At 70.7% G+C, this 13,703-nt stretch carries 14 protein-coding genes; 6 read left to right on the forward strand and 8 right to left on the reverse strand.

The window, feature by feature from the left end; genetic code table 11:
- Positions 1-34: 34 nt before the first annotated feature.
- Complete coding sequence (locus tag WMF45_RS44305; RefSeq protein WP_437712719.1) at positions 35-583, reverse strand: response regulator transcription factor; 549 nt, start codon at positions 581-583, stop codon at positions 35-37.
- Positions 580-1,881, reverse strand: coding sequence for an ATP-binding protein (locus WMF45_RS44310; RefSeq protein WP_437712721.1), 1,302 nt, complete (start codon positions 1,879-1,881; stop codon positions 580-582). The genes WMF45_RS44305 and WMF45_RS44310 overlap by 4 nt, the downstream gene beginning before the upstream one ends.
- A 355-nt stretch (positions 1,882-2,236) precedes the next feature.
- Here WMF45_RS44310 and WMF45_RS44315 point away from each other — a divergent pair, with 355 nt between their 5' ends.
- Complete coding sequence (locus WMF45_RS44315) at positions 2,237-3,046, forward strand: thioredoxin family protein (RefSeq protein ID WP_437712723.1); 810 nt, start codon at positions 2,237-2,239, stop codon at positions 3,044-3,046.
- A gap of 18 nt (positions 3,047-3,064) precedes the next feature.
- On the opposite strand, the gene WMF45_RS44320 is transcribed toward WMF45_RS44315, so the two are convergent.
- Positions 3,065-3,328: a hypothetical protein gene (locus tag WMF45_RS44320; RefSeq protein WP_437712725.1), complete on the reverse strand. Its 264-nt coding sequence runs from the start codon at positions 3,326-3,328 to the stop codon at positions 3,065-3,067.
- Between the two features lie 413 nt (positions 3,329-3,741).
- Here WMF45_RS44320 and WMF45_RS44325 point away from each other — a divergent pair, with 413 nt between their 5' ends.
- From WMF45_RS44325 to WMF45_RS44340, 4 genes are all read left to right on the forward strand, one after another.
- Entirely contained in the window at positions 3,742-4,716 is a 975-nt protein-coding gene (locus tag WMF45_RS44325; protein WP_437712727.1) for a hypothetical protein, read from the forward strand.
- A gap of 351 nt (positions 4,717-5,067) precedes the next feature.
- A complete protein-coding gene (locus WMF45_RS44330) occupies positions 5,068-6,069 on the forward strand; it encodes a hypothetical protein (protein ID WP_437712729.1) in 1,002 nt (333 codons plus the stop codon).
- Positions 6,070-6,135: 66 nt separating this feature from the next.
- On the forward strand, positions 6,136-7,002 hold the full coding sequence (locus WMF45_RS44335; RefSeq protein ID WP_437712731.1) for a hypothetical protein: 867 nt from the start codon (positions 6,136-6,138) through the stop codon (positions 7,000-7,002).
- 28 nt (positions 7,003-7,030) lie between these two features.
- Positions 7,031-7,513, forward strand: coding sequence for a hypothetical protein (locus tag WMF45_RS44340; RefSeq protein ID WP_437712733.1), 483 nt, complete (start codon positions 7,031-7,033; stop codon positions 7,511-7,513).
- A gap of 234 nt (positions 7,514-7,747) precedes the next feature.
- Here the strand turns inward: WMF45_RS44340 and WMF45_RS44345 are convergent, their stop codons facing one another.
- On the reverse strand, positions 7,748-8,452 hold the full coding sequence (locus WMF45_RS44345; protein WP_437712735.1) for a DUF6968 family protein: 705 nt from the start codon (positions 8,450-8,452) through the stop codon (positions 7,748-7,750).
- Positions 8,453-9,349: 897 nt separating this feature from the next.
- Here WMF45_RS44345 and WMF45_RS44350 point away from each other — a divergent pair.
- Positions 9,350-10,054, forward strand: a complete 705-nt coding sequence (locus WMF45_RS44350) for a hypothetical protein (RefSeq protein ID WP_437712737.1) — start codon at positions 9,350-9,352, stop codon at positions 10,052-10,054.
- Here the strand turns inward: WMF45_RS44350 and WMF45_RS44355 are convergent.
- The 4 genes from WMF45_RS44355 to WMF45_RS44370 form a co-directional block, all read right to left on the reverse strand.
- The gene (locus WMF45_RS44355) at positions 10,039-10,539 is read right to left on the reverse strand and encodes a hypothetical protein (protein WP_437712739.1); all 501 of its coding nucleotides are present in this window, start codon (positions 10,537-10,539) and stop codon (positions 10,039-10,041) included. The two genes, WMF45_RS44350 and WMF45_RS44355, sit on opposite strands and share 16 nt — an antisense overlap.
- Complete coding sequence (locus WMF45_RS44360) at positions 10,536-10,916, reverse strand: phage holin family protein (protein ID WP_437712740.1); 381 nt, start codon at positions 10,914-10,916, stop codon at positions 10,536-10,538. The genes WMF45_RS44355 and WMF45_RS44360 overlap by 4 nt, the downstream gene beginning before the upstream one ends.
- Before the next feature lie 246 nt (positions 10,917-11,162).
- Entirely contained in the window at positions 11,163-12,041 is an 879-nt protein-coding gene (gene prmC, locus WMF45_RS44365; RefSeq protein WP_437712742.1) for a peptide chain release factor N(5)-glutamine methyltransferase, read from the reverse strand.
- Positions 12,042-12,043: 2 nt separating this feature from the next.
- The gene (locus WMF45_RS44370; protein ID WP_437712744.1) at positions 12,044-13,471 is read right to left on the reverse strand and encodes a phosphomannomutase/phosphoglucomutase; all 1,428 of its coding nucleotides are present in this window, start codon (positions 13,469-13,471) and stop codon (positions 12,044-12,046) included.
- Between the last annotated feature and the right edge of the window lie 232 nt (positions 13,472-13,703).

The raw sequence follows: 13,703 nt of genomic DNA on the forward strand, positions 1-13,703 counted from the left end.
CTCGTGGATCCTCCCCGCTACCCGCTCACGCCCCTCACGATCTCGGCGGCAGGCGCGAGAGCTTCCGCTGGAGCGAGCGGCGGTGCATCCTGAGCTTGCGCGCCGCCTCCGAGATGTTCCCCTCGCAGTCCGCGAGCACGCGCTGGAGGTACTCCCACTCCACCCGATCGAGCGACGGCAGGTCCTCGTCGCCCTCGCCGCGCGCGGCCGGGGCGACGCCGAGCAGCGACCGCGCGCACTGGGCGGCGTCCACCGGCTTGGTCAGGTAATCGACCGCCCCGGCCCGGATCGCCGCCACCGCGTTCGCGATGGTGCCGTATCCGGTGAACACCACGATACGGATGCCGTCATCCAGGCTCCGCAGCGTCCCCACGAGGTCGATGCCGCTCTGCCCCGGCATCCGGACGTCCACGAGCGCGTACTCGAACACGTGCCCTCGCGCCATCGCCGCGGCCTCCTCGGCACTGGCGGCGAGGGACACCGCGAACCCGCTCTTGCCGAGCGCCTGCCCGAGCGCGGTCCGGAAGGTCGCGTCGTCGTCGACGATGAGCAGCGTCGGCTCGCCGGCGGCCTCGGAGCTCATGAGTCCACCGGCGCGAGGCGCAGGGCGACGCGCGTGCCGCGCGCGCCGCGCTCGTCAGGCCCCTGCCTCGGCGACACCGTGAGGCAGCCGCCGACCTGCTCGATGAGCGTCCGCACAAGGTAGAGCCCGAGGCCCATGCCCTCGCCGGGGGCCTTGGTCGTCACGAACGGCTCGCCGAGCCGCCCTTCCAGGCCGGGCGCGACGCCCGCGCCGCTGTCCTCGACGCTGATCACCGGCGCGCCGCCCTCGTCCCCGACGGTGACCACGATCGGCTCCGCGACCGCGGGGCTCGGCCCGAGCGCCGCGAGCGCGTTGTCGAGCAGCGCGAACAGGGCCGCCTCGACGTCGGCCGCGTCGAGCGGCACCGTGCGGCGCGGCGCGAGATCGCCGCGCACCTCGACCGCGACGCCGGGGTGCGCCGCCTGCCAGGCCTGCACGCCGCGCCGGGCCGCCTCGCCGACCTCGACCCCGGCGCGAAGGTCGTTCGCCCGGACGTCCGCCCGCATGCGCGCGATCACCACGCGGCAGCGCTCGACCTGCTCCGCGATCGTCCGGGCGCGGCGCCGCGCGGCGTCGCTCGATCCGGGGTCGCCGAGGCTCTCCCCGGCGAGCACCGCGATCGTGCCGAGCGGGGTGCCGAGCTCGTGGGCGGTGCCGGCCGCGAGCGCGCCGAGCGCCTGGAAGCGGGACGCCTCCTCCGCGCGCCGGCGCAGCGCCGCGTTCTCGGCGGCGCTCTCGTCGAGCGCGCGGCGGATCATCAGGAGGACGTGGGCGACGAGCGCCGCGCTCAGCACGAAGGCGAGGAGCATCCCGTAGAGGTGGGTGGAGAACGCGCCGTGCTCCGGGTGGCTCGGGCAACACGCGCCGGCGGGGAGCGCGAAGAGCGCGGCGAAGAGGCAGGCCGCGAGCGCCGCGAGCGCGAAGGTCGTCCGCGGCGGCAGCAGCGCCGCGGCGAGGGCGACGTGCACGAAGAAGAGGGCGCTGAACGGGTTGCCCGCGCCGCCCGACGCGGCGAGGACCCCGGCGATCGCGACGAGATCGAGCGCCACGACGCCGGCGACGAGGGCCGTCTGCGCGCCCCGCTTCGAGCGCACCCGCCGGTCGAGGGCGAGGTTGAGCCCGGCGGCCAGCGCCAGGATGGGCACGGCGATGGCGTACCGGACGTGGTAGCCGAACAGCGCCTCGTCGACGGCCAGGGTCGCCGCGAGCAGCGCGAACACCGCCCAGCGCAGTCCGACGAGCCACCGGAGGACGATCCCTCCCGCCGGCGCCCGCTCCAGGGAAGCTTCGTGCGTCACGGCCGGACTATAGCGCGAACGCCCGGGCGCGGCGCTGGATGCGTCCTGATGTGCGCGCGACGTGCCCCTGTGCGCGCCCCGCGATCTCAGGCTTCGCCGTCCGGCGCCCCCTCGTCCGTCGTGGTCGTGGTCTTGGTCGTAATTGGCCATGAAGGCGGGAAGAAACGATCAATGATCCTCCCGCCTTGACATGGACTCTCTCCGGGCAAATGCGATCACTGCCGGAACGGCTGCCTGGACGCGAGATGTTCATGAGCGAATTCTCCCCGTCGACCGGCGACCGCTCGAGTCACCGTCAAGAGCCGCCAGACGTTCGCTCTGGTCTCCGAGCAAGGCCGGGCGTAGGCTGGACGCCATGAAGGCAGCGGTATTCGGGCTTTTGCTCTTGTCGGTGGCGGGCTGCACCTCGGCCGGCGCGCGCTCTCGACACGGGCAGCGCGATCCCGTGGCGGTGGGAGAGATGCAGCTCGAAGAGGAGCTGCACCGGGTGGATCTGCTCGAGGGCGAGATTTACGCGCATTCCCCGTCCGTGGCCCCCGGCAATCCGTACGATCGTTGCGCCGACGACGATCGTGAGGTGATCTCCCGGATGCTGGCGTTCGAGCTCATGATGGGGAAGCAGACGAAGAAAGCCGCGGATCAGGAGTATTATATCCGACTGCAGACAGGGACGCCGGAGGAGCTCTTGCCGGCGATCTACCTGAGGAGGTATTATTTCGAGGGTCTGCTGGAGTGTGTTCTTGGCCTGACGGGCGCGGAACCTCGCAAGGCGAGAGAGGCGCATCACGTCTCGATGCTCACGCAGTCGAACTTCGACGCGGAAACGAGCCGCGGGCTCGTTCTGGTGGATTTCATGACCCACTGGTGCGGTCCTTGCAAAATCATGTCGCCCGAGCTGGAGAAGCTCGCGCGTCATCATCGAGGAGAGATCCGGGTCGGGAGGCTGACCGCCGATCGGTACCGGGAGCTGATGGAGAGGTTTGACATCACCTCCTTCCCGATGCTGGTCCTCCTCAAGGATGGCGAGGAGGTGGCGCGGCTCGATCAATATCGTAAATATCCAGATCTATTGGCATGGGTTCGGGGCGCGATGTCGGGGCAAAGCTCGCCTTCGAGCGCGCACGAACCGCAGGCTGGCCAGACTTCGGCCAGTGACGTCCGCTGAGCCGGGCTCGTCTGCTGTTCATCCCTTGCTTGCGTCCGCGGCCTCGTCGGACGGTTGACCTTCCGCCTGATCGTCCTCTGACGGAGCATCAGGTTCCTGCGCGTCTTCGCTCTCCTCACCTTCGTCTACCCGCACCTCGTCCACGCAGACATCGCGGCAGTGGTGGTTTGGATCCCTCCTGTCGCAGCCCGGCTCCGGTATGACCGGGCACGGCGCAGCGCAGCCTGACCAATAAAGAGAAAGAGCGCAGATGAACATCGTGATGCCAAGCGGCTTTCTCATGGCAGCCTCCATCCCTCGCCATCTGGAGCGGTTTCAGCCGGTCGCTCGACGAACCTCGCCGCCCCCATCCTTACCGACCCCTTCACGGCGCCCCCTCCCGTCGCATCCCAAAGTACACAAGCTCGCCGGTCCGGCACAAGCGGTGATGCGTTCATGGGACCACCTGCGTCGCTCGTCGGATAACGACTTTTTGTCCCCGACGCACAATGCACATCTCGATGTCCCTCCGCCTCTCCGCCGTTCCGGAAACGTCTGGCCACGCTCGCACGGCCGATGTTAGTGAAGAGGGACGCTGCGGCGCCGCAGGCTGTCGCGTCCGGCGAGCGCCGTCGGTAAGCCAAGGGTGGTGTATGCGCGGTCCTCGACCAGCGACCTGTGTTCTATCAGGAACTGCGCTGTTCCTCTTGCTGTTCGTGCCGGCCACCGCGCGCGCGGCGGAGCCCCCCGAGCGCTCCCGGCCCGTCAAGGAGCTCATCCGCGAGGCCGAGGCGGCGGAGGCTCGCCTCGATATCGCGCGGGCCCGGGCGCTGTGGGCCGTGGTCCACGCGATCGACCGGTCGAACGTCGCGGTATGCGCCATGGGCCAGCTCGACGCCCGGATGGGCCGCTTGGCGGAGGCCGTGGTGGAGCTGTCGCGATGTGTCGACGAGATGCCGGCCCCGCGCACGGAGGAGGAGCGCAGCCTGTATGAGCGGCGTCACGCCGATCTCGCCCGTGCCCAGGCGCGGGTGGGCGAGGTGGTCCTCGTGCCGGCACCTGGTGTCGTGGGCATGCTCGTGAACGGCGGCGGGGTAAAGCACGGCGGCAGCCGCGTCCACGTGCCGCCCGGCCGGCACGAGGTGACGGCCGTCGGTGGAGATGGGCAGGACGCGCGCGCGACCGTGAAGGAGGGGGCAGGCGAGTCGAAGCCGGTGCCGCTCACGTTCGACGAGCCTGCAAAGCCGGCGCCGGCCTTGGAGGACCGCGCGAAGGCGCCGGAGGGTGCGCCGGAGCCTCGGGCTCCGGGGTCGGCGGCGCCGAAAGGGCCGCCGCAGGGGGTGGCCCGTCCCGGGCCGGATCTCGGGACCATCGTGATGGGCGCGCTGAGCTCCGCGGGGCTCTTGGCCGCGAGCGCCGTGTGCACGCGGAGCGCGCAGCGGCTTGAGCAGGAGGCGAAGGCCGCCGAGGTTCACGAAGGCAAGCCGAGGATCGCGGGCGCGACGCCTCCGCCTGACTCCGGGGCGATCATCGACGACCCTGCCAGCGGGAAGCTGATGAGGGTTCTCGGGACCGGCGCGATGCTCGCGGGCGCGATGGCGGGCGTGGGCACACTTTTGTACGTGTGGTTGCCGAACGACACGCAGTTCGGGGCGGGAACGCAAGGCGTGGGGGTTCGCGTGCGATGGTGAGCGCCGGCCGCGCCGCTGCGGGCGATCATCGGGGTGCCCCGTGAACCTCTCGTGGAGGATCGACATCGCCAGCCTGGAGTGACACGAGCCGCACCTCGCCGGTCCGGAACCAGCGGTGATGCCCTCACGGGACCGCCGTCGATGCGTGCCCGATGAGAATTTCGTCCCCCGAGATGCAATGCAAATCTCGATGTCCCTGGAGCCTCCAGCGATCCGGAAACGTCTGGCCACGCACGCACGGGCGATGTTAAGAGGGGCTTCGCGCCGCCGCATGCTGTCGCGTGCGGCGGGTGCCATCGGGAGACCAGCGTGGTGCAAGTGCGCAGTCCTCGGCCAGCAACCTGTTTTCCGTTGGGAACAGCGCTGTTCCTCGTGCTGTTCACGACCGCCACCGCGCACGCGGCGGGGCCTCCCGAGCGCTCCCGGCCCGTCAAGGAGCTCATCCGCGAGGCCGAGGCGGCGGTGGCTCGCCTCGATATCGCGCGGGCCCGGGAGCTGTGGGCCGAGGTCTACGAGATCGAGCGGTCGAACGTCGCGATGTGCACCCTGGGGCAGCTCGACGCGCGGATGGGCCGCTGGGCGGAGGCCATGGTGGAGCTGTCGCAGTGTATCGACCAGATGCCGGCCCCCCGCACGAAGCGGGAGCGGAGCCTGTACGAGCGGCGTCACGCCGACCTCGCCCGTGCCCGGACGCGGGTGGGCGAGATGGTCCTCGTGCCGGCGCCCGGCGTCGTGGGCATGCTCGTGAACGGCCGCGGGGTGAAGCATGGCAGCAGCCGCGTCTACGTGCCGTCCGGCCAGCACGAGGTGACGGCCGTCGGCGAGGATGGTCAGGTCGCGCGCACGAGCGTGAAGGTGGAGGCGGGCGAGTCGAAGCCGGTGCCGCTCACGCTCGACAAGCCGGCGCCGGCCCCGGAGGATCGCGCGCAGGCGCAGGCGCCGCAGCGGGCGCCTGCGCCTAAGGCTCCTGGGCCTACGGCGACGAAGGAGCCGCCGCAGGGGGCAGCCCGGCCCGGGCCGGATCTCCGAGTGGTCGTCACAGGCACGATGGCCTCCGTCGGGTTGCTGGTCACGGGCGCCGTGTGCCTGCAGAGCGCGCAGGGGTATGAGCAGGAAGCGACGGCTGCCTTGGGTGGGACTTACAGGGGGCCAGCGGATGGCACGGCATCTCAGCCCGACTACAAGGAGTTCGTTGATGCTGCCGCCAGCGGGAAGCTGATGCGCGTCCTCGGGACCAGCGCGCTGGTCGTGGGGGCGACGGCCGGCGTGGGCACCCTCGTGTACGTGTGGCTGCCGAACGACACGCAGATCCGGGTGGCAACCCATGGCGCAGAGGTACGGTTTCGATGGTGAGCGCCAGCGACGCCCCTGCGGGCCATCCTCGGTGCATCTCGTGAAGCTCGCAGTGAGAATCGACCGATGCGACGGCTGATGTGCCTGGCTCTCTCCGCGACGCCGCTGCTCGCGTGTGAGGACGAATGGCTTGTGCCGCTGATGACCCCGCCGCCCGACTCATACCCCGTGCTGTGGATGTGGGTGGGGCCGAAGGACGAGGCACCGCCCTGCGCCGACGGCCAGCCGCCCCGGTGGGAGGGCTGGATGCCCGAAGAGCCAGTGGATGCCTGCGACGGGTGCACGTGCGGGCCGGCCGCGTGCGTGCTGCCCTCCAGGCTGACCACGGACGCGCTGAGCTGCCCCGGCGGTGGAAGCTCGGTGAGCGTGGATGCCGGCAACCGCTGGGATGGGACGTGCGCCGCGCTCCCATCGCCCGTCGCGCCCGAGGAGCTCGCGTCGGTCGTCTACGACCCGCCGGCGCTCTCGCCGTGCGCGCCCTCGGAGACGCCCGAGCCGCCGCCGGTTGCTGCGAGGTTCGTGCGGGTGTGTGCCGGCGACACCTCCCAGGAGCCGCCGGGGTTCATCGCCTGCATGCAGGCCGGCAGGGAGGGCACCTGCTGGGATGGCTACACCCGACACGAGTTCTTCGAGGAGCTCGTCGACCACCGCGCCTGCGCTCCGTGTGAATGTGGTCCGCCGGCGGGAGGCACGTGCGTCGCCGAGCTCCTCTTGTATGGGGACAGCGCGTGCAATGACCGCGTGGATGCGACGCTCTCCGCCGGCCTCGGGGAGACGCCCTGCGCGGACATCCGCTCGTCCCTCCCGCTCAGCGCCGTGCGCGCCTCGCTCGTGGAGGCGGCGCCGGGCGCCTGCTCCCCCAGCGTTCCGGCGGTCACCGGCACCCTGGAGCGACGCGAGCCTCACGTCGTGTGCTCCTTTCCCGAGACCTAGGGCAGCCATGCGGACTATGAGGACATGCATGTCGAGCATGCGGAGCACGCTCCTGATCATGTTGTCGCTGCCCGCGATGGCATGCGCAAACCATCCGGACATCGCAGGGAAAGCGTCCGTCCTCCTCGACGACGAAACCCTGGTCCTGGACACCGGTGATGATGGGCAGCGGTTCGTGAAAACGGGAGAGCGGTGGTCAACGGCGTGTAATACCAAAGATGGCGGCTTGTCGATGATTCTGGACCGCGCCCGCGACGGAGATCCGCCTCTCAAGACGATCGCGTTGCTCGTCAGCAAGGTGAGGGACAATGGGGAGCCCTCTCCGAACGTCATCGCAGAGCTGAAATATCAGCGCTATGCCGGGTTTTGCGATGTCGTGGCGACGGTCGGCGGCGATCCGCACGAAGTGGAGTTCTCTGCGGCCGACTGCGAGCTCCAGCGGGTCCTCGACGGTCATCCGGCGTTGCTCGTCTCCGCGTCGTTTCATGTCAAGGAGTGCGAGAACGAGTAGGGCACGGCGGGCGCGGCCGGGTTCGGCGCGCCCGCGGCGGCGCACGCGCGCCCTCCTGAGCCGGAGGCAGGGGCGCCGCGACGCGCCCGGCGGGTGAGCCTCCCCGCGACGGAGGCCCCCCGGCGCCTCGCTCCCTCAGCCTTCCTCGGCCACCGCCGCCTGGCCCGGCGCGGCGCCCTTCGCGGGCCGGCCGGCGCCGCGCTGTCTGCTCCGGTACCATGGCCGGATCCGACGTTACTTCGCTGTTTTGTCCGGTCGCTCCTCGATCAAAATTCGAGGGAACCAGTGTCCTGTCGCGCCTTCCTGCGTATAAAAATCCCCTTCGTCAGCGACACTGTCCAGAAGGATCGGAACGAGATACAGCAGATGCGTCAGCGCCTGAATCGAGTCCTCTCCCGATCCGAAGCGACGCTGCACCGTGCCCTTCGGTCCGACAATCTCGCAGGGAGCACGCCAATGGCCTCTAGATTGGTATGGATGTCCGAGGCGCACGATGACCTTTTCCTCGCAACCATCCTTCCTCTTCAGCATCAGCTCTCGCTCACCGAGCACGTCCACTTTCGCGAGCATCAGCTCGTTGCTGAACTTGGAGCCAACCTCTGATGCGATTCTCGACACCAAGCGCCAAGCTTCCGTTTTCTCAGTAGACTCTCGCTCCGCGGGGCCGCTTCCGTTGGACAGCTCAACGGATCCATGGACCGTCATGGCCTCGAGCTGAGCATCGAGGATCAGGAACGCGTGGAATAGAGCCTGAGCCTGGTCCAGGCCGCGCGCTCGGTCTACTGTACCGGCTTTCCCCGCTTGCTCCACCTGGACGTCTACACCCCATGTGCCATCGCTTTCTGGTTCTGGATGGCCAAATCGAGCGACTACCGTCTGAGCCGGTGAGCCGTCAGAAGGCGTAAAAACCAGCTTCCGCTCTCCGAGGATCTTGTCCATGCATCGTCCGATATACGCTTCGGACGCCTAGTCAAGTGGGTCAAGTGGGAGAAGCGCCCGTCCAAGCTCAGGCGGAATTCTCTAACGCTTCGGAGCGTGACACATCCCACACACCGTACTCAGCCGCATTCGCGATTGAACACCACGCGCCCCAGCCTGTTGCGCAGGTTACATTCGCCCTTGTAGTACCACGGGCAGCGCTCGTTACAGTACAGCCCCCATCTATCGAACATAGCTGAACCGGCGGCTTCGCACCCGTTGCGACAATTTTTTTGACAGAGACCGTATCCTTCCATCGATTCAGAGTGACACTGCCGCGCACCATTTCCTGAAAGACGGGCGCAGAGCTGGCTCCAATGCCGATGACACAGCTCGCACGCATCTTCACAGGCACCTCGCGACAATGGCTCATCGGGTGTATCATCAGCTAGATCCGGCGGCGCAGACGGATCGGAAAGCTAATCAATGTCGCTCGTCTCCTCGACGTACCATTCTGACGGTTCATGGGCGGTTTGTTCGTCGGACTTACCACGCAACCAGCGCACTGCATGACAAACCCAGCTGCGATGAATTTAACCGCATTCATGTGCCCTCCCGCGAGGATCAGCCGTTCCTCAGCGACGTCTATAGGGCAGTATCGAGACGCCGTAAGCAGCTTCGTGTTACGCTCAGAATTGCTCCACGATTCGTCGATGGGGGACACATGAGATCTCAGCGTTCAGGCATCGGCGACACGTCCGTCTGCAGCGGAACGATCCTCGGTGGAGGTGTTCGTCAACCGATCGGTCGGCGAGCGCCCAAGGGCCAGGCGCGCCGCGTTCGTCGAGGCGGCCCGCCCTCGATGAGCCGCAGGATTGCGATGCCGAGCCCCGCGTCATCGTATAGGAAAGGGAGCCCATGGCGACGTGTCCCCACCTCCGCCACCTCCGCCACCTCCGACGCGCGCGCACGTTCGCGCTGCCGGCGCTCCTTGGCCTCAGCCTGCTCCCCGCGGCCGCAGCGGCGCAGCCGGCGGCGTCCGAGGAGACGCCCGCCGCCGACCCGCTGTTCGCGCCCCGACCGGCCGTGCGCCGCGGCGGGCTCGCCGCGGGCATCGCCGGAGGCCTGGCGCTCGGGAGCGCCGCCGGCTTCCCGAACGACGTCCAGAAGATCGGGTTCGAGCGCCATTACACCGAGACCGGCGTGGGGATCGGCGGCGGAGGCTATGTCTGGATCGGCGGCGCGCTCGCGGACTGGCTCACGTTCGGCGCGGCCTTCGGCGGAAACGGCCTGAGCGCCGCGGACCACACCTCCCTCACAGGCGGGTTCATGCTCCACACCGAGGTCTTCCCGCTCTTCTCGCTCGCGGATCGGTGGAGGGACGTCGGCGTCGCCTTCGACGCCGGCACGGGCGTCGCGTACACGACCGCCGACGCCGACGGCGCCGAGGTCATCGACGGCGCCCTGCCGGCCCGCATCGGAGGCGGCGTGTTCTACGAGGGGATCCGGCTCTGGAAGGTGGCGATGGGCCCGTGGCTCTACGCCGACTACACGTGGAGCACGTCCGTCCGCCAGCCAGGGTTCTACCTCGGGTGGCGCACCGCCCTCTACACCGGGCCCTGACCGGACGGCGGCCTGGTCCTCGACGTCGCGGCGCTGAGCTCGAGCGGGCTCCGCCGCGCCTGCGCGTCCCCCTCCGGGAGCGCCAGCGTGAGCCGGACGCCGCGCCGGATGAGCTGCATCGCCACGTACGACGCCATGCCCACCAGGATCCTCCGGCCGATCTCGCGGGACACGCTCGGCTTGCCGCGCGGCGCCACCCGCTCCGGGTGCCGCCAGAAGCGCACGAGCGCGCGGAGGCGCTCGCCGCTAAGCCGCTCGTTGCGCGCGCGCGCCTGCCTGATCAGCGCGATCGCCGCCGCGCCGCCCGCGATCGCGAGCAGGAGCCCGCCGGCGAGCACCTCGGGGCCGTGCCGGCGCACCCGCGACCGCACGTCGACGAGCGCGTGGCGCCGCCGATCGAGCGCCTCGATCGTGTGCATCAGCCGGTCGCGCAGCTCGTCCGCCCTGCGCTCGAAGTCCGCGCGTTGACCGTTCAGCCCCTTCATACGAGCTCCCGGACCAGCCGGACGTCCGCCCCGAGGCGGCCGCGGGTCCTCTCGAGCGGCCTCCTCGGCGCGCGCTGGTAGCCGACCACGCCCACCACGATCGCCAGCGCGATGAACGCGAGCCCGATCAGCAGCGCCGGCAGCGGCTCCGGCGCGATCGCCAGCGCGATCGCGACGAGCACCAGCGCGACCCCGAGGAGCGCCGCGGCCGCCGCGGCGCCGAGAGCGACGCACGACGCCTTCGCCCGCGAGATCTCCTCGTTCATCTCGTCGCGCGCCAGCGCGACCTCGACCTGCATCAGCTCCCTGGCCTCGGCGATCGCCTCCTTCACGAGATCTGCCGTCGAGCTCTCCGGCCTGGGATCCACCTGCCTCATGGGACACCTCTTCGCCTCGCGGCGTGAACGCGCTCGGGGGCGGCGCAGGCAGCCGGCGGCGCGCGGGCCACCGCCGAGCCCCCCGCCACCGACTGCGCCACGCCACCCTCGCCGTGCGTCGCTGTGCATACGGCGCGCCAGCCCCATCCTCGCCGAGGCGTGCGCGCTGCGCGGCCCTCGCGGAGGCGCGCTATGCGGCCGCCGCGCCCGCTCTCGCCCTCTGTCCACTCTCCGCGCGGCGGGCGCTCAGGGCAGGACGCCGGAGACGACGCGCTCGTGCCCGCCGTAGTCGAGGTGCCTCGAGACGCCGCCGAACCCCGCCGCGGCGAAGAGCTCTGCCACCGCGCCCGCCTTGCCGGCCTCGACCTCCATGGCCAGCACCCCGCCGGCGGCGAGCAAGGCCGGCGCGCCCTCGACGATCCGGCGCGTGAAGACGAGGCCGTCCGGGCCCCCCGCGAGCGCGAGGTGCGGCTCGTAGCCGCGGATGTCGATCTGCAGCGCGGCGACGTCCTCGTCCGGAATGTACGGTGGGTTCGCGGTGATCAGATCGAAGCGAAGGCCGGACGGCACGCCGGCGAAGAGATCCGAGCGCAGGAACCCCGCGTTGACCGCGCCGAGGCGGAGCGCGTTCTCGCGGGCGACGGCGAGCGCGCCGTCCGAGATGTCGACGCCGAGGACGCGGCTGGTCGGCCGCTCGCACGCGAGGCTGATGGCGACGCAGCCGGACCCGGTGCACAGGTCGAGCACGCGCGCGGAGAGGGCGAGGTCCCTCGTCCGGGCGAGGCCGACCTCGACGAGGATCTCGGTGTCGGGGCGGGGGATGAGCACGCGCGGATCGACGCGGAACGGGCGGCCGTAGAACTCCCGCACACCGAGGAGGTAGGCGACCGGCTCGCCGGCGCGGCGGCGCTGGTGCAGCTCGCGGTAGGCGGCGAGCTCGGCCCGGTCGAGCGGCCGCTCGGCGTCGATGAGCAGCCCGACGCGATCGATGCCCAGCACCTTGCCGAGCAGGAGCTCGGCGTCGAGGCGCGCCGAGGACGCGCCGCGCTTCTTCAGGTCGCCCGTGGCCCAGGTGATCACGCGCCGGATCGTCCAGGCCTCGCTCTGCTGCTCGCCTTCGGACATGGTCACGGGAGCGGGGCGGCGGCGACGGCGTCGCGGACGGCGGCGGTGACGACGGCCTCGACCTCGGCGCGGGCCGCGTCGCGGTCCGCGGCGGACCGCCCCTCGAACCGCAGCACCAGGATCGGGCCGGTGTTGGAGGCGCGGCAGAGGCCCCAGGCCCCGCCGCCGAAGTCGATGCGCGCGCCGTCGATGTCCACGACCGGACGGGCGCGGCGGAAGTGCTCCGTCACGCGGCGGACGACCTCGAACTTCACGGCGTCGGGGCAGTCGACGCGGATCTCGGGGGTGGCGAAGGTCTCCGGCACGTCGGCGAGCAGCTCGCCGAGGGGCCGCCGCGCCCGGGCGACGATCTCGAGCAGGCGGACCGTCGCGTAGATCGCGTCGTCGAACCCGAACCACCGATCGGCGAAGAACATGTGCCCGCTCATCTCGCCGGCGAGCAGGGCCCCCTCCTCTTTCATCTTGGTCTTGATGAGCGAGTGGCCCGTCTTCCAGAGGATGGGGCGCCCGCCGCGCGCGGCGATGTCGGCGTACAGCGTCGCGGAGCACTTCACCTCCCCGAGCACGGCCGAGCCGGGGCGCTCCGCGAGGAGCGAGCGCGCGAACAGGAGCAGCAGCTTGTCCCCCCAGAGCACCTCGCCGCGCTCGTCGATCACGCCGATCCGATCGCCGTCGCCGTCCCACGCGACGCCGAGCGCGGCGCCGGTCGCGAGCACGCGGGCGCGGAGCGCCTCGAGGTTCTCGGGCACGGTCGGGTCCGGGTGGTGGTTCGGGAAGAGGCCGTCGATGTCGCAGAAGAGCGGGTCCGGCGCGAAGCCGAGCGCCTCGAGCGTCCGGACGCCGAGCGGGCCTGCCGCGCCGTTGCCTGCGTCGATCACGAAGCGGACGTCGGTGCCGGACAGGCGGGCCGCGGCGCGCACCGCCGCGATGTAGTCCTCCGCGAGATCGACCTCGGTGAGCGCGCCCCGCGCCGCCGCGGCGCTCGATCCATCGGCGCCGCCCTGCTCGATGAGGTCGGCGAGCGCCTGGATGTCCGCGCCGAAGAACGAGGCCTTGCCGCGCATGAGCTTGAACCCGTTGTCCGGCGCCGGGTTGTGGCTCGCCGTGATCATGATCGCGCCGTCGGCGTGGAGGTGGTGCGCCGCGAAGTAGAGCAGCGGCGTCGGCCCGACCCCCGCCGAGATCACGTCGGCGCCGCTCGCGAGCAGGCCGTCCGTGAGGGCGGAGAACAGCCGGTCGCTCGAGAGGCGGCCGTCCCGGCAGACCGCCACCTTCGGCCGAGCCCGACCAGGAGGCGCCCCCGCGGCGAGCTCGCGGCCGAGGAGCAGGGCGAACGCGGCGCCGAGCTCGCGCGCGAGCTCGCTCGTGAGGTCGCGCTCGGCGACGCCGCGGATGTCGTACTCGCGGAAGATGTGTCGAGGGACCTTCATGGACAGGCAGAATAGCGCGGCGCCCGCGCTGCAGGGCGGGCCGACGCCTGGGACGCTCGGGACGCTCTGACACGACGCAATCGTGGGCGAAACGAAAAAAGCCGCCCGCGCAGCGTGGGCTCGCCGGCTCCTCGTCGTGGTCGCCGCCGGCTCGCCGCGTCGGCATCGCGATTGCGCCGCCTCGCCTCACCGCGCCGACATCGCGATCGCGCCGCCGCGCCGCCTCGCCGGC

Origin of the sequence: Sorangium sp. So ce448 (assembly GCF_051520915.1) — a bacterium.
Classification (GTDB): domain Bacteria; phylum Myxococcota_A; class Polyangia; order Polyangiales; family Polyangiaceae; genus Sorangium; species Sorangium cellulosum_B.